The 21,116-nt window shown below is 69.6% G+C and carries 19 protein-coding genes and 1 pseudogene; 5 read left to right on the top strand and 15 right to left on the bottom strand.

From position 1 onward, the window contains the following. The first annotated feature begins 4 nt into the window (after positions 1 to 4). Positions 5 to 1,090 (top strand): winged helix DNA-binding domain-containing protein, encoded by a 1,086-nt coding sequence (locus AMA02S_RS16395; protein WP_067458734.1) that lies wholly within the window; start codon positions 5 to 7, stop codon positions 1,088 to 1,090. Between the two features lie 53 nt (positions 1,091 to 1,143). On the opposite strand, the gene AMA02S_RS16390 is transcribed toward AMA02S_RS16395, so the two are convergent. Continuing rightward, positions 1,144 to 1,761 carry a TetR/AcrR family transcriptional regulator gene (locus AMA02S_RS16390; RefSeq protein ID WP_067458731.1) on the bottom strand — a complete coding sequence of 206 codons (618 nt, stop codon included), beginning with the start codon at positions 1,759 to 1,761 and terminating at the stop codon, positions 1,144 to 1,146. A gap of 75 nt (positions 1,762 to 1,836) precedes the next feature. Between AMA02S_RS16390 and AMA02S_RS16385 the strand changes: the two genes are divergently transcribed. Continuing rightward, a complete protein-coding gene (locus tag AMA02S_RS16385; RefSeq protein ID WP_245667575.1) occupies positions 1,837 to 2,601 on the top strand; it encodes an SDR family NAD(P)-dependent oxidoreductase in 765 nt (254 codons plus the stop codon). A gap of 166 nt (positions 2,602 to 2,767) precedes the next feature. Here AMA02S_RS16385 and AMA02S_RS16380 read toward each other — a convergent pair whose 3' ends face one another. The 10 genes from AMA02S_RS16380 to AMA02S_RS16335 form a co-directional block, all read right to left on the bottom strand. Continuing rightward, positions 2,768 to 3,616 carry a 5-oxoprolinase subunit C family protein gene (locus AMA02S_RS16380; protein ID WP_067458728.1) on the bottom strand — a complete coding sequence of 283 codons (849 nt, stop codon included), beginning with the start codon at positions 3,614 to 3,616 and terminating at the stop codon, positions 2,768 to 2,770. Beyond that, positions 3,613 to 4,227: a 5-oxoprolinase subunit PxpB gene (pxpB, locus tag AMA02S_RS16375; RefSeq protein WP_067458727.1), complete on the bottom strand. Its 615-nt coding sequence runs from the start codon at positions 4,225 to 4,227 to the stop codon at positions 3,613 to 3,615. Before pxpB ends, AMA02S_RS16380 begins: the two co-directional genes overlap by 4 nt. Beyond that, complete coding sequence (locus AMA02S_RS16370; protein ID WP_067458724.1) at positions 4,224 to 4,976, bottom strand: LamB/YcsF family protein; 753 nt, start codon at positions 4,974 to 4,976, stop codon at positions 4,224 to 4,226. The genes pxpB and AMA02S_RS16370 overlap by 4 nt, the downstream gene beginning before the upstream one ends. A gap of 51 nt (positions 4,977 to 5,027) precedes the next feature. After that, complete coding sequence (locus AMA02S_RS16365) at positions 5,028 to 5,396, bottom strand: UCP033725 family protein (RefSeq protein ID WP_067458721.1); 369 nt, start codon at positions 5,394 to 5,396, stop codon at positions 5,028 to 5,030. Further along, the gene (locus AMA02S_RS16360) at positions 5,393 to 7,087 is read right to left on the bottom strand and encodes an SseB family protein (RefSeq protein ID WP_067458718.1); all 1,695 of its coding nucleotides are present in this window, start codon (positions 7,085 to 7,087) and stop codon (positions 5,393 to 5,395) included. The genes AMA02S_RS16365 and AMA02S_RS16360 overlap by 4 nt, the downstream gene beginning before the upstream one ends. A gap of 67 nt (positions 7,088 to 7,154) precedes the next feature. Then, a complete protein-coding gene (locus tag AMA02S_RS16355) occupies positions 7,155 to 8,840 on the bottom strand; it encodes a TY-Chap domain-containing protein (protein ID WP_245667574.1) in 1,686 nt (561 codons plus the stop codon). 97 nt (positions 8,841 to 8,937) lie between these two features. Then, positions 8,938 to 10,476, bottom strand: coding sequence for a hypothetical protein (locus AMA02S_RS16350; RefSeq protein WP_067458712.1), 1,539 nt, complete (start codon positions 10,474 to 10,476; stop codon positions 8,938 to 8,940). Between the two features lie 177 nt (positions 10,477 to 10,653). Then, positions 10,654 to 10,920, bottom strand: coding sequence for a hypothetical protein (locus AMA02S_RS16345; protein WP_067458709.1), 267 nt, complete (start codon positions 10,918 to 10,920; stop codon positions 10,654 to 10,656). Between the two features lie 144 nt (positions 10,921 to 11,064). Further along, a complete protein-coding gene (locus AMA02S_RS16340; RefSeq protein ID WP_084265232.1) occupies positions 11,065 to 11,814 on the bottom strand; it encodes a cytochrome b/b6 domain-containing protein in 750 nt (249 codons plus the stop codon). Next, positions 11,801 to 12,505, bottom strand: coding sequence for a molybdopterin-dependent oxidoreductase (locus AMA02S_RS16335; protein ID WP_218004987.1), 705 nt, complete (start codon positions 12,503 to 12,505; stop codon positions 11,801 to 11,803). The genes AMA02S_RS16340 and AMA02S_RS16335 overlap by 14 nt, the downstream gene beginning before the upstream one ends. A 110-nt stretch (positions 12,506 to 12,615) precedes the next feature. On the opposite strand from AMA02S_RS16335, the gene AMA02S_RS16330 reads away from it, so the two are divergent. The 3 genes and pseudogenes from AMA02S_RS16330 to AMA02S_RS16320 all read left to right on the top strand — a co-directional run bounded on the left by AMA02S_RS16330 (position 12,616) and on the right by AMA02S_RS16320 (position 17,724). Further along, positions 12,616 to 13,197, top strand: coding sequence for an HhH-GPD-type base excision DNA repair protein (locus AMA02S_RS16330; RefSeq protein ID WP_067458704.1), 582 nt, complete (start codon positions 12,616 to 12,618; stop codon positions 13,195 to 13,197). Positions 13,198 to 13,655: 458 nt separating this feature from the next. Beyond that, positions 13,656 to 15,795: pseudogene (locus AMA02S_RS16325) on the top strand (SpoIIE family protein phosphatase). Positions 15,796 to 16,050: 255 nt separating this feature from the next. After that, complete coding sequence (locus tag AMA02S_RS16320) at positions 16,051 to 17,724, top strand: RNA polymerase sigma factor (RefSeq protein WP_067458700.1); 1,674 nt, start codon at positions 16,051 to 16,053, stop codon at positions 17,722 to 17,724. 85 nt (positions 17,725 to 17,809) lie between these two features. Here the strand turns inward: AMA02S_RS16320 and AMA02S_RS16315 are convergent, their stop codons facing one another. The 4 genes from AMA02S_RS16315 to AMA02S_RS16300 form a co-directional block, all read right to left on the bottom strand. Continuing rightward, positions 17,810 to 18,550, bottom strand: a complete 741-nt coding sequence (locus AMA02S_RS16315; protein WP_067458697.1) for a YaaA family protein — start codon at positions 18,548 to 18,550, stop codon at positions 17,810 to 17,812. Positions 18,551 to 18,793: 243 nt separating this feature from the next. After that, entirely contained in the window at positions 18,794 to 19,024 is a 231-nt protein-coding gene (locus AMA02S_RS16310) for a DUF7455 domain-containing protein (protein ID WP_067458694.1), read from the bottom strand. 119 nt (positions 19,025 to 19,143) lie between these two features. Continuing rightward, positions 19,144 to 20,217, bottom strand: coding sequence for an ABC transporter permease (locus tag AMA02S_RS16305; protein ID WP_067458691.1), 1,074 nt, complete (start codon positions 20,215 to 20,217; stop codon positions 19,144 to 19,146). Next, positions 20,214 to 21,116: an ABC transporter ATP-binding protein gene (locus tag AMA02S_RS16300; RefSeq protein ID WP_067458688.1), complete on the bottom strand. Its 903-nt coding sequence runs from the start codon at positions 21,114 to 21,116 to the stop codon at positions 20,214 to 20,216. The genes AMA02S_RS16305 and AMA02S_RS16300 overlap by 4 nt, the downstream gene beginning before the upstream one ends.

The following is a 21,116-nucleotide window of genomic DNA, read 5'->3' as shown; positions in this document are numbered from 1 at the left end:
GTGCATGTCTTCGGTGACGTGGGCGCAAGTGCTGGCCTGGCGGATGCGGCGGCAGTACGTGGCGCCGTTGGGGGACGCCTCGGCGCTGGACATCGCGCGGCGGCTGGCCGGTGTTCAGGCACAGGTGGCGTCGGCGGCGGAACTCGCCGTCGCGGTGCGGCAGGCCACACCCGCCCGGGGGGAGGTGTCACGGGCGTTGCTCGATGAACGGACGCTCGTCAAGACCTGGGTGATGCGGGGCACCCTGCACCTGATCCCCGCGGACGAGCTCCCTGCCTACCTCGTCCTCTGCGCGGCGGTACGCAACTGGGAGAAGGGCAGCTGGCAGAAGAACTTCGGCGCCACACCGGCCGATCTGGAGGCCATCGCCGAAGCGGCTACGGGCGCGCTTGCGGAGGGCACCGCGCTCACACGCGAGGAGCTCACCACCGCCGTCGTGGAGGAGACGGGTTCGGGGCACCTGGCCGATGTGCTCGGCTCCGGTTGGGGCATGCTTCTCAAGCCGCTGGCCTGGTGGGGTGTGCTCTGCTACGGGCCGCCCCGGGGCGCCAACGTCACCTTCACCGCCCCAGAACAGTGGCTCCCAGGATGGAAGGGGCTTCCCCCGGTGGACGAGGCGGCTCGGACGGTCGTCCACGCCTACCTCGGTGCGCATGGGCCCGCGACACCCGACATGTTCGACAACTGGCTGATGCGCAAGGGCAACCGGAAAAGAGATGTCAAGGCATGGTTCGCCGCCGCATCCGAGGGGTCGGCCACGATCGACGTCGAGGGTGAATCCATGTACGTGCTGGAGGGCCACAGGGAGGAACTGCTCGACACCCAGCCTGCCTCGTCCGTGCAGTTGCTCGGGGCTTTCGACCAGTACGTTCTGGGGGCGGGCACGAGTGCGACCTACCTGATCCCCGCTGAACGCCGGGGTGAGGTGAGCCGCGCGGCCGGCTGGATCTCCCCGGTCGTTCTGTACGGAGGCAGAGTCGCCGGTGTGTGGGATGCCAAGGACGGAGATGTCGCCGTGACGGCGTTCGAGGACATTCCAGCCGGCTCTCTGGAGGAGGCGAAGGCTCGTCTTCGGTTGCTCCTGCCCTGACCGCACAGCCGCCTCGTAGTCCGGATGAACCGGGTTCTCGCATGTGAAAGGCGCTATTCAGAACGTTCTTGCGCCGCGATCGGCGGAACCACGGGGGGCCAGGCGGAGAGGGCGAGGGCGGCCACCCGGTTCAGGTCGTCGCGGGAGACCCCGCCGGCGGCTTGGACCGACAGCCCGTAGGAGATCGACCAGACGTAGCGGGCCAGGCCGGGGCAGTCGGCGTCCGATGGAAGGTCTCCTTCGGCGCGGGCACGTTCGAAGCGAGCGGCCAGGTCGGCTTCGCCCGCGCGACGACGGGCCGCGATCTCCCGCTGCACACCGGCGTTCTGCTCGGCGGTCGCGAGGGCGCCCTGCACCATGAGGCAACCGTCAGGACCGCCGGTGATGACCCTTATCGCGCCGTACAGCAGACCTTCGACGACCGCCCGGGCGGTGGGTTCGGCGAGGGCTGTGGGCACGTACGAGGCGGGACCTTCCAGATAGCGGTCCAGGGCCTTGCGGAAGAGCGACTCCTTGTTGCCGTAGGCGGCGTAGAGGCTGGGGCGGTTGATGCCCATCGCCTCAGTCAAGTCCGACAGAGCGGTGCCCTCGTAGCCCTGCCGCCAGAACACGTCGAGGGCTCGGTCGAGGCGCTCGTCCACGTCGAACTGGCGGGGCCGTCCAGTGGTCATCCGTCCTCCTCACTTATGTATCGATCGGTATAGTACGCTACCGACTTCAATACCGATCGGTACAAAATGGAGGCGATGGTGGACCTCACGGGCATGGTGGATCTCAAGGGCAGGGTCGCGCTGGTGACCGGCGGTTCACGGGGGATCGGGGCGGCGACGGCGCGCGCACTGGCAGGGCAGGGCGCGGACGTGGCGATCGGGTACACCGCGGCCGCCGACAAGGCGAAGGAGGTCGTCCGAGACATCGAGGAGGCCGGTCGCCGCGGGGCCGCGTACCAGGCAGACCAGGCCGATCCCGTGCAGGTGACGGCACTCGTGGCCAAGGTCGTGGAGGATTTCGGGCGACTTGACGTGCTGGTCAACAATGCGGGTGTCATCACGCACGGCGTTCTCGGCGAGAGGGGGGCGGACCCAGGCGAGTTGGAGCACATGTACGACGTGAACCTGGGCGGCGTGGTCGCGGCGGTCCGTTCGGCGGCGCCGGTCCTGGAAGAGGGCGGACGGATCATTACGATCGGGTCGAACCTCTCGGCGCGGACGGGCTTTCCTGGCATGGCGGACTACGCGGCGACCAAGGCGGCCGTCATCGGGTACAGCAAGGGCGCCGCGCGTGACCTCGCTCCGCGCGGCATCACCGTGAACGTCATCAGGTCGGGCTCGGTGGGGACGGACATGAACCCCGAGGACGGGCCGTCCGCCGACGCGCAGCGGGCGGCGAACGCGATGGGGCGCTTCGGGCGTCCCGAAGAGATCGCAGCCGGAGTGGTCTTCCTGGCGGGACCCGGCGCCTCCTTCGTGACCGGCGCCGTCCTCGATATTGATGGCGGGTATCTGGCCTGAACTGGCCATCCCCTCGCGCGCCGTCCGTGGCCGTCTCATCCATGGCGGTGTGACTTATGGCGGTCGGATCGCACAGGCCCTGGCGTCCGCGACGGTCGCCAGGGCTCCGCTCCGATTCCGTCGGCTCAGGGGAACGGAAGATCAGGTGGACGAACCGCCCCTGTCCCTACAGGCGGAAGCGGATTTCTTGGCCGGGGCGCAGTTGAGCGGCGTCGGACAGCGAGGCGGAGACGAGCACCGCGATGACGGGATAGCCGCCAGTCGTCGGATGGTCGGGCAAGAAGATGATGGGTAGCCCGCTGGGCGGCACCTGCAATGAGCCGATCACCATGCCCTCGCTGCTCAGTTCACCTTCGCGTGTGCGGGGAAGAGGCGGGCCGTCCAGCCGGACGCCCACGCGGTTGCTGTCCTGGGTCACCGTGTAGGGGTTGGACGTGAGCATGGTCAGTGCCTCGGGGCGAAACCAGTCGTCGCGTGGGCCGGGCAGGATGCGCAGAATGGGCGTGTCCGGCAGTGCCGGTGCGGGGGCGATGTCCACGGTGATGTCGTCCAGGTTCTCGGCGGCGCCGATGGGCAGCTGGTCACCGGGCGAGAGGGGCGGTGGTCCCAGGCCCGACAGCAGGTCGCTGGAGCGGCTGCCGAGAACCTCCTCGACCATGAGGCCGCCGCGGATGGCGAGGTAGCTGCGCAGCCCGACCGGAGGTGTGCCCAGTTCGACCACCGCACCGGCCGGAACATGGCACGGAGCGTTCGTTCCGAAGGCGCGGCCATCGATGTGGAGCGGCGCCGGTGCACCCGTTACAGCGACCCAAGCGCGCGCGCAAAAGCGCAACACGCCCCCACCGAGCGTGAACTCCACCCCCGCCGCGCCTTCGGGATTGGCGACGAGCCGGTTCGCCAGCCGGAGGGCCTCTCCGTCCGCGGCCCCGGAACGCGGAACGCCCAGGTGGGCGTGCCCGGGCCTGCCGAGGTCCTGCACGGTCGCCAGCGGCCCGGTCCGCACGACCTCGATCAAAGGGACTCCCGGCGAACGAAACAGACCCGCGTCCCGGGACGCAGCAGGGACGGCGGGTCGCGGGTCACGTCCCACAGCGCGAGGCCGCTGCGGCCGAGAAGGCGCCAACCGCCCGGCGAACGCGAGGGGTAGACCGCGGCGTACGGGCCCGCGATCGCCACCGACCCCGCCGGGACCGCCGTGCGCGGCGACTCGCGACGGGGCACGTGCAGGGCGGGGTCGAGGCCGGTGAGGTAACCGAAGCCGGGAGAGAAGCCCAAGTAGGCGACCGTGTACGTCGCTCCGCAATGCCGCTGGACGACCTCGTCACGGGACAGACCGGTGAGCCGTGCGACCTCGTCCAGGTCCTCGCCGTCGTACACCACGGGGACCTCAACCGGATCCGCGTCCCCTCCGGCGTCCTCGGGGAGCGGGAGGCCGGGCAGCCGGGCGGCGAGCCGGTCGAGGTCGGCGGAGGGGGCTGCGACCACCAGGACGGTCCGCTCGCCCGGCACGACGTCCACGATGCCGGGCAGGGCCGCGTGCCGCAGCGCCGCGTTCAGCCGGTGGGCGGTGGACAGGTCACCTGTCTCCACGAGCAGTGCCGCGTCCCCGGCACGTCGGATCCTCACGCGAACGGGCCCAGCGTGACCCCCGCGCCGGACAGTGCCGACCGGACGGACCGGGCCAGCGCCACCGCGCCCGGTGTGTCGCCGTGTACGCACACCGACCGCGCTCGCAAGGCCACCTCACTTCCGTCCACGGCTACGACCGTGCCGTCCAAAGCCATCCGCACGGCTCTGCGCGTCACAGCCTCCGGCTCGTGGATCACGGCCCCGGGCTCACGCCGGGGTACGAGCGCGCCGGACGGTGTGTAGGCGCGGTCTGCGAAACATTCGGCGACAACGGTCAGCCCGTCGGCGACGTCGTGTACGACTGAGCCCGGCAGTGTCAGCAAGGGCAGGGAGGGGTCGTAGGCACGTACTGCCTCGGTGACAGCCCTCGCCTGGCCGGGGTCGCGCGTTATCCGGTTGTAGAGCGCGCCATGCGGCTTCACGTATGCCACCCGTCCGCCCTCCGCGCGGGCTATGCCGTCCAGTGCCGCGAGCTGGTAGAGGACTTCGGCGGTCAGCTCGGGCGCGGCGACGTCCATCTCCCGCCGCCCGAAACCGGCCAGGTCGCGATAGGACACCTGCGCGCCGATCGTCACCCCGCGTTCGGCGGCCGCCGCGCACACCCGCCGCATGATGAGCGGATCGCCCGCGTGGAATCCGCAGGCCACGTTCGCGCTGGTGATCACATCGAGCAGCGCGAGGTCGTCGCCCAACTCCCAGATGCCGAAACCTTCACCCAGGTCTGCGTTGATGTCGATGACCGCCATGTCCAAGAACTACCATCGCCCCCCGCGCGGGCCGCGCTCGGGCCAGGCGTCTCAGACGGACTTCTCGCGCAGGTCTTCGACCTCGCTCCGCGGTGCCCACGCCTGGTACACGCCCCGGTCGAACAGTTCGAGACCCAGTTGCTCGGCAACGGGCGCCTTACCGCCGGAGTACTCCACGCGCAGCCACTCCTTGTGCTCGCCTAGCACGACGAACGGCTCACCACGCCAGGTGCAGTAGGTGCTGACGTACGACAGCCCGTCCACCTCCGACACCGGCACCACCTGGACGAACCGACCCGGGCCGATCTGGCGGAACCCGTCCGCGAGTTGCGTCACGTACAGCCGCACGTGGTCGCCGTCCGGGCTCGCCTCGTACTCGGCGCCGTGCCAGCCCGCGTAAAAGCCGTGCCTGATGCTCATCCTTGACCTCCCGGCAGCCGGACCAGCCACCTGCGCAGATCGGCGTCGTACCCGGCCACCGGCGTGGCGGCGCCGGACGCGTCGATTCGGACCAGTTCGGCGCCGTGGGGCAGCCGCTGGCTCTCGATCTTGAACTCCGGGACGGCCGGACCCTCGCCTGGCGCGTCCCCCGCTCCCGGGAACGGCGCCTTCTCGATCACCCAGCCGCCCGGGACGATGCCCATGCTCGTCTCATCGGTCCCGCCGAACGGTCGCCGGAAGAGCGGCGGCTTGACCGCCGGCCACCGGACCGCGAAGACGCGCTCGTCCGCGAGTGAGAACGGCGACCCCTCGTACACCAGGCCGAGCCCCCGGATGACGGCCGCCGGGGTGTCGAGGCCCTGCACGTCCGGGAGCCGGTGGACATAACCGGCAACCAGGTCGTAACCACCCTCAAGGTAGTGCTGCACGTGTTCGGGGCGCACCACCTTCTGCATGATCACCACTTCGGTGGCCGACTCGACCGTGAGCCGTTCAGGGGGCGGTGGCGGCGCTGGGACGTCTCGCGGGGCCACCTCTCCGCCGTGCGCGTCACGCGGCGCTCTGAGGTCATCTGACGGCCGCTGGGGCGTGCTGGCCGCCCGCGCAGGCGGTTGCGGCCTGGTCGAGGAGCCGCGCCCGGCCGTCCAAACCGCCTCAGATGGCTGCGGCATGGACGATTCGCCTCCCTGTTCGGGCAGCGTCGAGCGGGTGCTCGGTCGCGGCGAGCGCGGAGGCGGGGGAGCGCGCCGGGGGGCAGGGGAGGGAGCCGCCACACGGACGTCAGGACGGCCCGGGGGTGCCGGAGGCGCGGGGGAATGATCTTCGACGGGGTCGAAGAGAGCGTTGGCGTCCAGGTAGGACGCGCTGGGGAGGCCCGGGTTGACCGCAAGCTGCCACTCCGGGTGCGGCCAGTGCCGCGACAGTTCGGGCAGGGACGCCTGCCGGTGGTGGACGGCCTGCCCCTGCAAAGAGCGGTCCATGGCCTCCGGCGAGGTGAACGCCAGGACGAACGTGCCGTCGCCGAACTGTGCCGTAGCGAACTGGTGGGTGCCCGAGGGTTCGCCTGAGGCGGGCAGGTAGAGCACGGCGCGGGCGAGGAGTTCCAGGTATGCCTGCTGGTCGCCGTGTTCGCGCGCCTCGGCGAGCGCCGCTTCGAGCGTGGAGCCGGCCGGACGCGCCGCACTGTCCGTGGGGACGGCGCGTTCACTCTCATCCTCGGGGATCGCCAAGGCGATGCCCAGACCGGGCAACGCGAGAGGGCCGCCACGGGGGCCGGACCGGCTGGCCTCATAGACCATCTCTATCGGTGAAACGACCTCGTAGACGTCGCGGCACGCCCCGACCATCAGACCGGCGAGAAGGGCGCATGCCTCCAGGTGCTCGGCCGGGGCCTGGGCTCCGCGGCCGCGGAGGGCGAAGTGCTGCCACCAGTTCCACCGCTGATCCTCGTCGGGCTCTTCCCAGCCCAGAGCCTTCAGGCGGCGTTCCTGGTGCGGTGCCAGAGGACGGGGCAGGAAGGCGCTTCCGACGGCCTCCGCATCCAGGGCGTTCTCGGAACGCATCGCCTGAACGTAGGGCAGCCCGCTGGGCCGCTGGACGATGAGAAACGACTTGACGGGCAGCCGCGAGAGTTCGAGCGTCAGCCGTTGGGCGAAATCGTTCCAGTCCACTCGGGATCCACTCTCGCGTGCGTGGTGCAGTACAGCTAGCCGTGCTCGACGGTAGTCGAACGTCGTGTCACTCGGCGTGGGGAGCGGGGACGGGGTCGGTCCGTACCGGCGTCCAGGCTCCGCCGATGGCGTCGTAGACCGCAAGGGGAATCTGGTCCTCTTCGCCACCTGACTCCCAGAGGCGGGCGCCGTGCGGTGGGCGGAGGGGGATGCCGGAAGGCCGTTCCCGAGCGGGTCCATCCTCCGTCGGGGCGCTGAGGGGTGCGACGACCAGCGGTTCGGGTTCTGGCTCCACCATCCGCGGCTCTACCGTCTGAGTCTCTACCGCCCGGGTCTCCAGCGTTCGCGCCTCTAGCGGCTGCGGACCGATCGGCTGCGGCCCAGTCTGCTGCGCCCCGGATGGCTGCGACCCAGTTTTCTGTGGCCCTGTTGGCTGCGGCTCAGTCAGCGATCCGGTCGTCTCCGGCTCGGTGGCCTGCTGGTCCATCGCCTGTGGCTGGACGGCCCGTGGCTCCAGCGCGGGCGGTTCGTCCGATGGGCGGTCGCCTTCGACGTCCGCGCTCTCCGCACCGGCCCTGTCGGCTGGACTGCTCTCCGCGTTCGGCGTTTTCTGGACGCCGCCGGATTCGATCACAGCCTTCAGTTCGGCCAGCGTGTAGGAGTCCACCGCCGTGTGGTCATCGGTGTACGGCGCCCCGTTGGTAGCGGGGACGGACCCGTTCGAGACGGGGATCGGCCCGCCTACAACCGGGTTCGGACCTGACATTGCGTGAGGGTCGACGCTGCCGTACGGGTTGGAGACGTCCGCCTTGGTACGCGGAGTGTTGCTCAGACGGATGAGCGTCGAGGTGTCCAAGAGGACCTCACTCGGCAACCCGGGGTTCACTGCAAGCTGCCAGGAGGGGTCGGGCCATCCGGCGGCGAGCATGGCGAACGTGGTGCGTCGGTAAAGCCCGGCATTCGCGGTGCGTGCCAGCGCACCGGCTGAGGTGAACACGGCCACATACGTGACGGACCCGAGGGTGATGGTCGGCAGTTCGGCGTGGTCAGGGTCCTCCACGGCCGGGCCGGTCGCCGGCAGGACGAGGTCGGCACTCGCCAAGAGGTCGAAGTAGGTGGTGTGGTCGCCGTGCTGCTTCGCTTCAGCGAGGCGGGGTTCGAGCAGGTCGGCCTCTGTGGCGGGCATGCCCTCCGGCGGCAGCGGCATGGGCGTGCCGGCGGGCGGCGTCCCCGCGGGGAGCGGACCGGTGCCGAGAGCCTCGGCGGACGATCGGCTCCTGGCGACGCGGGACGGGTCGGCGGTGTCGATGCCGAAGTCGAGCAGCTCGATCAGCCCCGTGCCGTGCCGGTGGAACGACTCGTACACGAGATCGGAGGGGCGCCGGACGCCTTGGACGTCGCGGAGCGCGGTGACCATGACGTCGGCCAGCCGGAAGTAGGCGCCGGTGGCGACCGTCGGCAGCCCGCCCGCCGATCCGGACTCCGGCAGTTCGGTCCACCAGTTGCGGGGAGAGGGTTCGGCGGGCGGGCGCCAGCCCGCGTCGCTCATGACCTCCTCGTCGGCCAGGGTGAGCAACAGCGGCCCGTCGAGGAAGTTGTTGCTCACTGCCTCCGCATAGAGCCGGTCGGGCTCGCGCATGGCCTGGACGTAGTGGCGGCTCTCCTCGCGTTCACGAACGATGAGGATGGTGTCCCGTTCGAGACCCGCCAGCTCGCGACCCAGCCGCCGGGCGAACTCGGACCACTCCAACAAGATCACTCCCTACGACCGGGGGCCGCCCCCGGGCCCCCGCGAGATCTGCCCGGCACCCGATGATTGTCGCCGCGGACGCCGCGCGCAAACCGGGAGTTCACTCGGGCGGGGGTTCGTGACGCAGCACACGCAGGGCCTCCCGGAGTGCCTCCGGGTCGGCGTGATGGCGGTCGAGGACGTCGATGAGACGGTGCAGGATCTCGTGGCGTTCGTAGCCCACGTCCAGCAGCGCCTGGGCGGTCTCCCACAGTTGGGGCGGATCTCCGTTCCACAACCTTTCTGCGAGGCGTTCGTGAGCGTCCAGGTGCTTCGCGTCCGCGCCAGGGTGCTCGAACTCCAGGATGATGCGGCGGTCGTCGGGATCGGCGGGATCGAGGGTGGACAGGTCGATGGCACCATGCCGTCCGGTCTGGCGGTGGGTGCCGGACAGGAACGGAAGCGCGAAGGCCCGGCGGGGCAGCGCGTCGAGTTCGCCGTCGGGCAGGAGCCGGTCGACGAGGTCACGATCGAGGCCGAAGGCGGACGGGTCGCGGTAGGCCTCGGCGAACTTCGCGGTGGCGTCCCACACGGCGTCCAGTGTCGCCCTGATGCCCTCCTCGGGCAGCCCAATGCGCTTGCCTGCCCAGCGCACCCAGGAGGCCAGCACGTGGGGTACGGCCTCCTGTTCGGTGGGGGAGAGCAGCACCTTGCGGGGCAGCCAGTCGAGCAGGAACATCTCACACTTGATCGGGCTGACCCGGAGCGGACGCCCGAAGTCGTGGGTGCAGCCGTAGTCGATGATGCGGTCGACGCAGCGGCTCGCGGCCGACCGGTCGGACAGGTCCTCCGCCTCGTCCGAGGCCAGGAAGCGGGCCGCGATCGTGGCCCGCCGGTCACGCCCGTACACCGGCGGCTGGGGAAGGCGCCCACCTGGCGGAAGGATGCTCACGCGCGCCCGGACAAAGGCGTGGTAAGAGCCGAAGTTCTCGTTCACCGGCGGGTCGTCGGTGTCGTCGGTGAGGCCCAAGGCGCTTTGCAGGAGCGCCTTGGTGTCGCGCGGGTCGAGCTGCTCGAACCGCATCAGCGGGTTGTCACGCCCCTCCCGGCGGCAGTGGTCGAGGAGCTTGCCGACCTGGGACGAGACCCACGCGTCGCGGACCATCCCGCTCGTCGGTGGCCGGCCGCTACGCGCGGCCGGCACGAACGGGACGCCGGCCTGCTGGACGGCCCCGGCCCGGTTGCGGTCGACCAGGACGACGAGGGCGTGCCTTTCTGCACCGCCGTAGGTGTAGGTACAGACGATGGAGTCCTGGTCGCCGTAGACGTCCCTGGAGACGAAGCACTCCTCGGGCGCGACCATCCCGACGCGATCGGCCCATCCCGGCCTGGCAACGCCGTGCTCCATGAGCTGCAGCGCGGCGCGTTCCGCCTTGGCGGCCTGCCGAGAGGTGCCCAGATAGGCCATACCGGTGAGCAGCGCGAGCGCGGCGGGCGTTCCGGCCCGTCCGGCGTAGCCGACCAGGGCCTCGCCGATGACCTGCTCCACGTCGCCGCCCGGCACATGGTGCCCCCACCAGGACCCGAGGATCTCGCTGACGATGAGCTCGGCGTCCAGCGGGCTGCGCACGGCCAGCAGTTCGCGGGCGTGCTGCAGCATTCCGTCGAATATCGCGGAGACTTCGTCCGGGGGAGGTGGGCCGTCACCTGCCGGATCCCCGGAGGAGCGGTGGCGGCTACGGGGACTCACTCCTCCAGTTTCTCAGATCCTATGCGGGGCGTTGCCCGCGACACCGGCGAAGGCCGCAATGGGACGCGCCCGAGGAGGGCGCGCCGCTCAGCCGTCCCCATCGCCGCCGGAGCCGTTCGCCCGCCCGGAGGGCGGCTCCGATTTGAGCATTCCCAGGAGATGCTCGCGCGCCATTCGCTCGACGCTGTCCGGTGTGGCGTCGAGCCCAAGATGCGTTATGCGCGCGTGGACGTCGCTGACGCAGCGATACACCGCGTCTGCGGAGAAGGTGTCGAACTCGTCGATGAGGCGGCGCGTGAGCGCGTCGCGGGTCTGGCTTCGATGATCGGTGAGTGTAGGCGTCTGTGCAGGCATCTGCGCACACCTCCGCGCACGGGGTACCGGCGGACGGGGGCCGAACCGTCGGGTCGAGACAGAGCACGCGCGAACCGACCCTGGCTGGGAGCTTCCGCCCAAACCCCGCCTCGATGTCTCATTCCAGCGCTTTTGCGGGGAGAGTCAAGACATACCGGGGCGACGTTTCGCAAATTCTGCTCCGTCCTCGCCGGACGACCCGTCCGATTCCGCCTCCGGTGCGCTGACCTGCGTCTTGGCTCGCGCCTCCGGTGCGATGTCGACCCAACCCGCGTGATGCCGCTGCGCCCACTCCCTGTCAACGCGTCCGGTGAGCATGCCGGTGAGCGCGCCGCGATCCCGCAACGCCTCCCACAGGTGCCCGGCTGTCACCACCAGGATCAGCAGGAAGAGCCAGTCGTGGACGAACGTGGCGCCCGTCCGCCACCGGTCTGGCCAGGGGCCGGGAAAGGTGAGCACCTCGCCCGTCCCGAGCATCAGGAGGATGGCTCCGGCGGTAAACGCCGCATTCAGCTTCTGCCCGGCGTTGAACTTGCCTACCGGCAACACTCCGCGGCCGCCTCGCACGGCCCTGCGATCGCTGCGCCTGAGCCACTCCCAGTCGTGTGGCGCGAACCTGTTCAGCCGGCGAAGGTCGGTCCTGAAGGCCCGCGACACAAGGCCGAGGACGATCGGCACGGGCAAGGCGAACCCGCACCACACGTGCACCGTCTTGAGCAGTTCACGGCGCCCCACCACCGTGGACAAGGCAGGGAAGTACAGGAACGCCGCCGTCACAAGACATACCAGCATCAGCAGGGCGGTCACATGGTGGATAGACCTTTCGGCCCGGGTGAACCGCACCAGCCAGAGCGGCGTGCGCGCCTCCTCAACGGGCGAATCATGTGGGGGCATCGTCACGCCCGTTCGACCGTCCGACCCAGGCGTCCACGTCGTATCCGCGGTGTTCCCAGTAGCCGGGCCGGACCTTGTCGGTCAGCTCGATGCCTCCAAGCCACTTGAGGGACTTGTAGCCGTACATGGGCGCCACGTACAGCCGTACCGGCCCTCCGTGATCGTGGGTGACCGGCCCGCCCTCCATCTGTGTTGCGACCAGGACGTCCCTGCGTTGCGCCTGATCCAGCGTGAGTGATTCGGTGTAGGTGCCGTCGAAGGACGTGAATCGCACGGCCTTGGCCCCAGGCGCGACGCCAACCGCCTGGAGTAGGTCGGGCAGCGCCACCCCCACCCAGCGCACGTCTGGCACGCGCCAGCCCGTCACGCACTGGAAGTCCTTGTCGAGCACTGTCTGCGGCAACCGTGCCAGGTCCGCCATCGTGAACGCACGTGGGGCGTTCACCAGCCCGTTCACGTCCATGCGCCAGGTGGCCGGGGTGTACTTTCTCACGCTGCCGGTCACCGTGTAGTAGCGAAACCCCCCTGCCGCCGGTAGGACGTCCCCGATGGGTCCTACCGGCGCCAAGGCGCGGCTCACCTTCTGCTGCACGGACGCTCCCACGGCGACCCCCGCCACGCCGAGGCCGAGCATCCCGAGCACCACCCGTCGGCCGACGGGACTGCCCTCCGCCCGTTCCTCCTCGTTCACCGTTCCATTCGACCACCGCGGCACCCGTGCCGCCACGTTCTGGACAGACCCGTAAGACTTCCGACAGATCTCGGCCCGGCCACCGATTCCGGCGGTTCTAAGCTGGGCGCATGGCCACGAAGGTTCAACTAGCGCAGCGGCCGGAGGCCGACGAACTGCTCGGGCGCAGCCCGCTCGCCGCACTGGTGGGGATGCTCCTCGACCAGCAGGTGTCGATGGAGTGGGCGTTCTCCGGCCCCTACACCATCACCCAGAGGCTCGGGACGGACGACCTGGACGCCCACGAGATCGCGGCGTTCGACCCTGAACGGTTCGCGGCGGTCCTATCGGAGAAGCCGGCCGTGCATCGCTATCCCGGGTCGATGGCAAAGCGGGTGCAGCAGCTGTGCCAGTACCTCGTGGAGAACTATGAGGGTGACGCCCAGAGAGTGTGGATGGGCGTCGACAGCGGCAAGGAGTTGTTCAAGCGTCTGAACGGCCTGCCCGGGTTCGGCAAGCAGAAGGCGCAGATCTTCCTCGCGCTTCTCGGCAAGCAGTACGGCGTGCGCCCCGAAGGCTGGCGTGAGGCGGCGGGCGCGTACGGCGAAGAGGGCTCGCACCGGTCCGTCGCCGACATCACCGGTCCGGAGTCGCTCGCGAAGGTTCGGGCGTTCAAGGCGGAGATGAAGGCGGCGGCCAAGGCCGCAAAGTGACCTTGCCGCACGAACGGGAGGGGGCGGCAGGGGACGGCGACGGGCGACGACGGACGTGAGCCGCTCTCGATCTCGCATTCCGGCAAGGCGAGCTTTGCCATCTTTTTGCCGGATGAAGCGGGCACGGGACGAGGCGTTTCGTCCGTGGCCGGAACTCGCCGAAGGGGCCGAGTTCACTGCCCGTGGCTCTCCGGCGCCGTAACATCTCCTACTCGCCGTCCGATCGAGCCGCCGCTGGCGTCCCGCGGGGACGGCGTCCGAATCCGAGGTCGTCGCAGGGGGCCGCATGGACAAGGTTGTCCATCAGGGGTTCCGTAGGGGGCGAACCATCGGGATGATGAAAACCTGACTCCGACCGGTGTTGTGATGGAGGCGGGAGCGCTAGCCTGCTCCCATTCACTCATAGTGATGAAAAATTGCCGCGCGGTACGGGACCTTCTGGGGCGGAGGTGTTGTCCATGAGCACCGAGACGTCCGTTCCGCATCCCCGCGTCTCAGGGGTGGAGGGCCAGCCCATGGATGCGTCCGACGCCGCGCTGTACGCGACCCTGCTCAGGGAGGCCCCCGGCGGGCTCGCCTTCTTCGACGGTGAGCTCCGCTGCCGCAGGGCCAACGACGCGCTGGCGGCATTGCTGCGCGTCCCCGTTCGCGATCTACAGCAGCGCCGTCCCGCCGAGGTCCTGCCCGGTGACGTGGCGACGGCGTTCGAGACCGCGCTCCGCAAGGTCCTCGACGAGGACCGGTCTCTCAGCGATCTGGATCTCGTCATCCCGGCCGTTGAGCCGCCCGGTCCGCCGGACGACGCCGCCTCGATCGCCACCGCGGTCGACGAGCGGATCCTGGCCTGCACCTGGCTGCCGGCCAGGGGTGCCGAGGGAGAGGCCCTGGGAGTCGTCCTGACCGCCCTGGACGTGACCGAACGGCGCCGTGCAGAAGAGGTCATCCGCCGCAAGGAGCAGCGCTACCGTTCGCTCGTCGAGGCCAGCGCCCAGGTGGTGTGGGTCGCGGCGCCAGGCGGCGGTGTGATCGACGACGCGCCCGAATGGCGCGCGATCACCGGTCAGACACCCGACGACTACGCGGTCGGCGGGTGGCTCTCGGTCGTGCACCCGGAGGACCGCCCCCGCATCGAGGCCACCTGGCGCGAGTGCGTGGAGGAGAACCGGGTCTTCGAGACCAACTACCGGGTGCGCACCAAGAGCGGTACCTACCGGCACTTCGACGTACGGGCCGTTCCTATCTGGCAGGGCGGCGCGGTCATCGAGTGGGTCGGCGCCAACACCGATGTCACCGGGCAGCGCGAGGCCGAGGAGATGCGCGGTCGGCTGACCGAGCAGTTGTCGGCGGCGGCGCTGCGCACGGCTCGGCTCCAGCAGGCCACGTCGATGCTGGCCGAGGCCCTGACCGTCTCCCAGGTCGTCCAGGTGATCACAGAGGTGGGGCGGTCGGCGATCGGCGCCGACTACTCCGCGGTGGCGCTGTTGGACGATGACAAGCTGCGGCTCAGCATCGTGGCGCCGTCCCAGCCGGGTGCCGAGGGCGAGGTCCGGCCGATCTCCCCGGACGCGATCAAGGTCAGTGACCAGACCGTGATGTCGGTGGCGGTGCGCGAGAGCCGGCCGTTCCTGGCCGAGCATCCCGCCAGCCTGCGCCTGCAACTCGGTCGGGACGAGAAGGGTTTGTTCGTTCAGCACACCGAGGAACGCGCCTGGGTGGGGTTGCCGCTACTGGCTGCCGGTGCGCCGATCGGTGCGCTGCGATTCTCCTTCACCCGTCCCCGGGAGATCACCGAGGAGGAGCGGGTCTTCCTGGAGGCCCTGGCCGGGCAGTGCGCGCTGGCCGTGGAGCGGGCCCTGCTGTTCGAGCGCGAGCACAAGACCGCCGAGGAACTCCAGCGCAGCCTGCTGCCCAGCGATCTTCCGCAGCTGCCCGGCATGGTGCTGGCCGCCCGGTACAACCCGGCGACCCGCCACGTCCAGGTCGGCGGCGACTGGTACGACGTGTTCCGCCTTCCGGACGATCGGCTCGCCGTAGCGGTCGGTGACCGTCATGGGCAAGGGCGTTCTCGCCGCGGCCGGAATGGGACGCGTCCGCAACGCCCTGCGGGCCCTCGCGCTGAATGATCCGCGACCCGCCGCGGTCCTGGCCGGGCTCGACCGCCTGTTCAGCGCGACCGAGGACGAGGAGCAGTTCACCACGGTCGCGTACGCGGTCATCGACCCTGAGACCGGCCACGGGGCCTTCAGCAACGCCGGCCACCCGCCACCCCTCCTGATCTCTCCCGACACCCCCGCGCGCGTCAGCACGCGGGAGCCGGGGACCCCCCTCGGCTGGCCCAGCCAGAGACAGCAGACAAGTTTTTCCATCGAGACCGGCAACACTGTGGTGTTCTATTCCGATGGACTTGTGGAGAACCGTAGACGCGGGGTGGACGCCGGGCTGGAGGAGCTCGTCGCCGTGGCGGCGGACGCCCCGCCTGAGGTGGTAGGAGATCCAGAAAGACTCGTCGACTTCCTGGTCGATCGGATGCTTGCGGGGTATGAGCAGGTAGACGATGTGACCGTGCTTGCCCTGCACGTCCCGCCCAAGCCCGCGTGATGCCCGCCGAAGTCGGCGCGAAGAAGGTCTAGTACGTACGAAGGACCGTCTCGCGCCCTCTAAGGTGGAGAGTTACCGGGCAGGACTTCAGAGCGGAATGCGCAGCAGTGCCAGAATGCTTGACCCTAGTAAGAGCGGGTACGCTGCGGTCCCGCACGGGGAGGTCCCGCCCAGTGTGTGGTCCCACCCAGTGTGAGGCCGGGCCCGTCAGGGCACTTGGGTCAACCCAGCCACACGTTCGTTCGAGAGGTATTTGTGTCGCCTGCTAGCTCGACCTCGAAAGCGTCAGATCTGCACGATCACGTCATCGCGCAACTGATCGAGCGTGGACGGTCCCAGGGTTACCTCGAAGCCGACGACGTACGACGTACGTTCGAGGAGGCCGACATCCCCGTGTCGAAGGCCTCCAGCATTTTGCGGAGCCTTAGCAAGGAGGGTGTGACCGTCATGGTGAGCGCTGCCGACTCAGCGGCGCCCAAGCGTCCGCGCAAGCGCGCGGCGCCGCCGGCGCGCAGGCCCAAGACCGCCGCCGCGGCCAAGGAGCAGCCCGACACGGTGACCGCCGTCGTCAGTGACGACGAGGTCGCCGAGGAGACCGTCGCCGAGTCCCGTCCGACGGCGGCCAAGCCCGCCGCCCGGAAGGCCACCCCCGCGAAGGGGGCCAAGCCGAAGAAGGCGGCCCCCGCCAAGAAGGGCGCGGTGCAGGCCGCCGCCCCGAAGGCGGCGGCACCGGCCAAGAAGGCGGGCGAGGACCCCGAGATCGACGACGAGGTCGATGTCGACCTCGACGAGGACCTGACCGACCTTGAGGTCGACCTCGAGGTCGAGGCCGCCGCCGACGAGGCGGAGGAGCCGGCCGAGGCCGAGGAGGACGAGGCCCCCGTGGCCGCGCCCGTCGCCAAGGCACCGCCCGGCAAGCCGGGGGCCGACGGCGCCGCCCCCGCCAGCGAGGAGGAGTCGTTCACCCTCGGTGACGACGACGAGGACGCGCCCGCCCAGCAGATCGCGGCCGCCGGTGCCACCGCCGACCCGGTCAAGGACTACCTCAAGCAGATCGGCAAGGTTCCGCTGCTCAACGCCGAGCAGGAGGTGGAGCTCGCCAAGCGCATCGAGGCCGGGCTGTTCGCCGAGGAGCGCCTCGCCGCCGACGGTCCCGCGATGTCCGAGGAGGACACCGAGGACTTCGAGTGGATCGCCGAGGACGGGCGCCGCGCCAAGAACCACCTGCTGGAGGCCAACCTTCGGCTCGTGGTGTCCCTGGCCAAGCGCTACACCGGACGCGGCATGCTGTTCCTGGACCTGATCCAGGAGGGCAACCTCGGCCTCATCCGCGCGGTCGAGAAGTTCGACTACACCAAGGGCTACAAGTTCTCCACGTACGCCACCTGGTGGATCCGGCAGGCGATCACCCGCGCGATGGCCGACCAGGCCCGCACCATCCGCATCCCGGTGCACATGGTCGAGGTCATCAACAAGCTCGCGCGCGTGCAGCGGCAGATGCTCCAGGACCTGGGCCGCGAGCCCACCCCGGAGGAGCTGGCCAAGGAACTCGACATGACCCCGGAGAAGGTCGTCGAGGTCCAGAAGTACGGTCGCGAGCCGATCTCCCTGCACACCCCGCTCGGCGAGGACGGCGACAGCGAGTTCGGTGACCTCATCGAGGACTCCGAGGCCATCGTCCCGGCCGACGCGGTCAGCTTCACGCTGCTGCAGGAGCAGCTCCACTCCGTGCTGGACACGCTCAGCGAGCGCGAGGCGGGCGTGGTGTCGATGAGGTTCGGCCTCACCGACGGCCAGCCGAAGACCCTCGACGAGATCGGCAAGGTGTACGGGGTGACCCGGGAGCGCATCCGGCAGATCGAGTCCAAGACCATGTCGAAGCTCCGTCACCCGTCGCGCTCGCAGGTGTTGCGCGACTACCTCGACTGAGCCACCGCCCGACTGGTAGCTGTGGTCAGGGCCCTCGTCCGGTCTAGGACGAGGGCCCTGGTTCGTTCGCGCTGAACGCGAGCCCTCAGGTGTTGAGGATGACGTCCAGGTTCGGGCCGTTCAGCTCGACCGTGTGGCCGAGATTGGCGACGGCCTTGAGCAGCTGGTCAGGGGTGCGGGGGTTGACGCCTGCCTTGAGCAGGTCGTGCGCGATCTGCCCGCGCGTCGCCTTGGCCATGTGGCTGACCACCGTCCGTTTGGCCACCCCGCCGAGGATCCGCTCCCGGAACACCCGCACCGCCACGGCGGGCTCCGAAGCCCTCCAGGCGGACGCGTACGGCCCTGAGCGCATGTCGACGACCAGGCCGTCCAATCGCAAGGCGTCCCGCATCGCCGGGCGCCAGAGAGCGCTCAGGCGTCCCTCAGGCGGGAGGGACACCGCCATGGCGAGCCGATAGGGCGGGATGCGGTCGGTGAGCCTCAGCGCCCCCCACAGGCCCGAGAAGACGATGATCTGCTGGGCGGCGGCCCGCGGGTCCAGATTCGGCAGGTCCAGATTGTCGTACAGCACGCCTGTGTACAGCCGGGCAACGGGCAGGGTCGGCGCCGTGTACAGGGCCCTGTTACGGGTCAGAGCCTCGTCCGCTTGACCGGCGGGGAACCCGAGCACCTCTGGCGCGTCTCCGCGCGTGCACGCCTCGCCCAGAGCCGCCAGGACGCGTTCCCGGATGGGATTGAGCTCGGGGAAGCTCAGCGAGGCCAGGTCGAGGGGAGGCCCGTCTCCGGTGGCGGCCTTCTTCTCCGACGGTGGAAGCAGGATGTGCACTATCCCCCCAAAGGCGGAACAGGTCGGTGAGCAGCAGGTGAAGACCGTCACCTTGTCGCCGGCACGTCGGGAGTCTCGTGATCCGGGTCACGGTGGCGGCCATTTCCGCTACATTATGTGATCAATTCATTACGGTGTGTAGTCGTATCCATTTTGGCTTCCCGAGAGGGCGGAACGGGCGGAATGCGAACGGCGGTCACCTTGGTCGGTGACCGCCGTGCGGGGGTGCTTCTATTTCGACGCCTACCGCTCGTCGCTCGAAGCGGTTGCCGGGGTTTCGGTGAGCCTGTCGGTCTCGTCCTGAATGTCGGCCCCGTTGGCGCGCAGGGCCTCTGCGTACCTGCGTCCGTGGTGGGCGCAGAACAGAAGGTCGCCGCCGCCTACAAGGACTGCACGGACGTAGGCCTGGGCGCCGCAGCGGTCGCAACGGTCGGCGACGGTCAACGGCTTGGTTGGGGCAAGGGCTCCAGTCACGGCACCTTCCTCATGCTCGGGGTCGGTACTTAGGAGAACATCTAACCCGACGTGGACGTTCCCAACCTGTTTCTTCGTACGCCCACAGCAGAATGGTCCAATTAGTGACCGAGGTCACATCAGGTGGTGTCCCACCGGAACAGACGCGTGGCGATCAGCGCGCCGACGACCGCAACACCGAGCAGGACGCCGATCTGCGGCAACGCCGATGTGGGACCGAGACCGCGTCCCATCACGTTCAGCATCCCCTCGTTCAGGTAGCGCAGAGGGAAGATGTACGACAGGGCCTTGAGCCACGTGGGCGCGGCGTCGAGAGGGAAGAACGAGCCGCCCAGGAACGCCATCGGCAGGACCACGAGCTGCGTCACCGCCTGGGCGGTCTCCTGCGTCTTCGCCCACGCGCCGATCAGCATCCCGATCGACAGGAACGCAAGGCATCCCGCCATCACCATCGGGATGGCCATCCACCACGCGTGCCCGAGCTTCAGCCCGAACACCGGAAGCTGAGCGACCGTGACGAACAAGGCGAACTGGATGAGCGCGACGGCCAGGCTGACGGCCACGCGAGCACCGAACACGGTGGGGATCGGCGCAGGGGAGAGCTGGAGGCGCCGCAGGATGCCCTTGGTCCGCCACGTGACGAGCGTCTGCGAGGCGCCGAACACGCCCGCGGACGCCAGCGCCCAGCCGAGCAGGCTCGGAGTGAAGAACTGGATCGCGTTGAGGGAGTCGTCCTCCACCTGCTGCGAGCTCATCTTGTACGCCGGGGGCTTCCCGGACGCGGCGAGGTTCGCCGACTGGACCATCGAGTCCATCAGGCCCCGCACCGTCCCCGACTTGACCTGGTCGGCCGCTGAGTAGTGAACGACCAACTCGCCGCCCCGCTGCTCCACGGCCGCGTCCGCGTCGCCCTTCTCCACCTTGCGCAGCGCCGCGGCCCGGTCGGACGACCTGGTGACCTTCATGATCTTGCCCAGCGAGGCGGAGTCGTGCGCCACGGCCTGGTCCAGGACGGCCACCGGGCCGATCTCCAGCACCTTCACCTTGGGCGTCGTCTGGTGCCCGAACACCCCACCGAAGATCACGAGGAACATCAGCGGGAACAGGATCGTGAAGAACAGTGCACCGCGATCACGGCGGAACCCGAGGAACATGGCCCGCGACAGGCTCTTGAAGCTCTCGAAGGTGCTCATGCCCGGTACTCCCGTCCGGTCAGGTCGAGGAAGACGTCCTCCAGGGTCGCGCCGCGGATCTGGACGCCGTCCAGGGCGTCCTCGGCGGCCATCGCCGCGACCACGGCCGACGGGTCGCGGGTGGAGATCGTCAGCGACACGCCGTCGTCGGCCGCCTCGTCGGCGCCGGGCAGCGCTCGCGCCGCATCCAGCGCGAGGACGCCGCTGGCCACGCTGATCCGGGACGGCGCGTCCAGGCCGCGTACCAGCGTCGCCGGGGGACCGAGCCGCAGCACCCGTCCCGCGTCCATGATCGCGACACGGTCACAGAGGATCTCCGCCTCGTCCATGTAGTGCGTGGTGAGCACGATCGTGCGGCCCTCGGTGTTGATCTTCTTGAGGACGTCCCACAGGTTGCGGCGGGCCTGCGGGTCCAGGGCGGCGGTCGGCTCGTCCAGGAACACGAGCTCCGGATCGTGGACGAGCGCGCACGCGATCGACAGCCGCTGCGCCTGCCCGCCCGACAGCTGCTCGACCCGGACGTCGGCCTTGTCGGTCAGCCCGACCGTCTCCAGCATCGTGTCGGCCCGCCTGGCGGGGACACCGTAGAGCGACCCGAAGGTCCGCAACTGCTCCCGCGCGGTCAGCCGCTCGAAGAACGACGACGCCTGCAACTGGACGCCGATCCGGGGCAGCAGCTTCGGATTGCGCGGCCACGGCCGCATCCCGAGCACCGAGACCTCCCCGCCGTCGGCCTCCCGGAGCCCCTCGATGATCTCCAGTGTCGTGGTCTTGCCGGCACCGTTGGGCCCGAGGATCCCGAAGAACTCGCCCTCGTCGACCCCGAAGGTCACCCCGTCCACCGCCCGGACGTCCCCGTATCGCTTGCGCAGTTCGCCGACCTCGATCGTTTGTGCCAT

Source organism: Actinomadura macra NBRC 14102, from assembly GCF_001552215.1.
In the GTDB taxonomy this organism is placed as follows: Bacteria; Actinomycetota; Actinomycetes; order Streptosporangiales; family Streptosporangiaceae; genus Spirillospora; species Spirillospora macra.
Note: the sequence above shows the minus strand (reverse complement) of the source record. Positions and strands in the feature narration are given on the sequence as shown.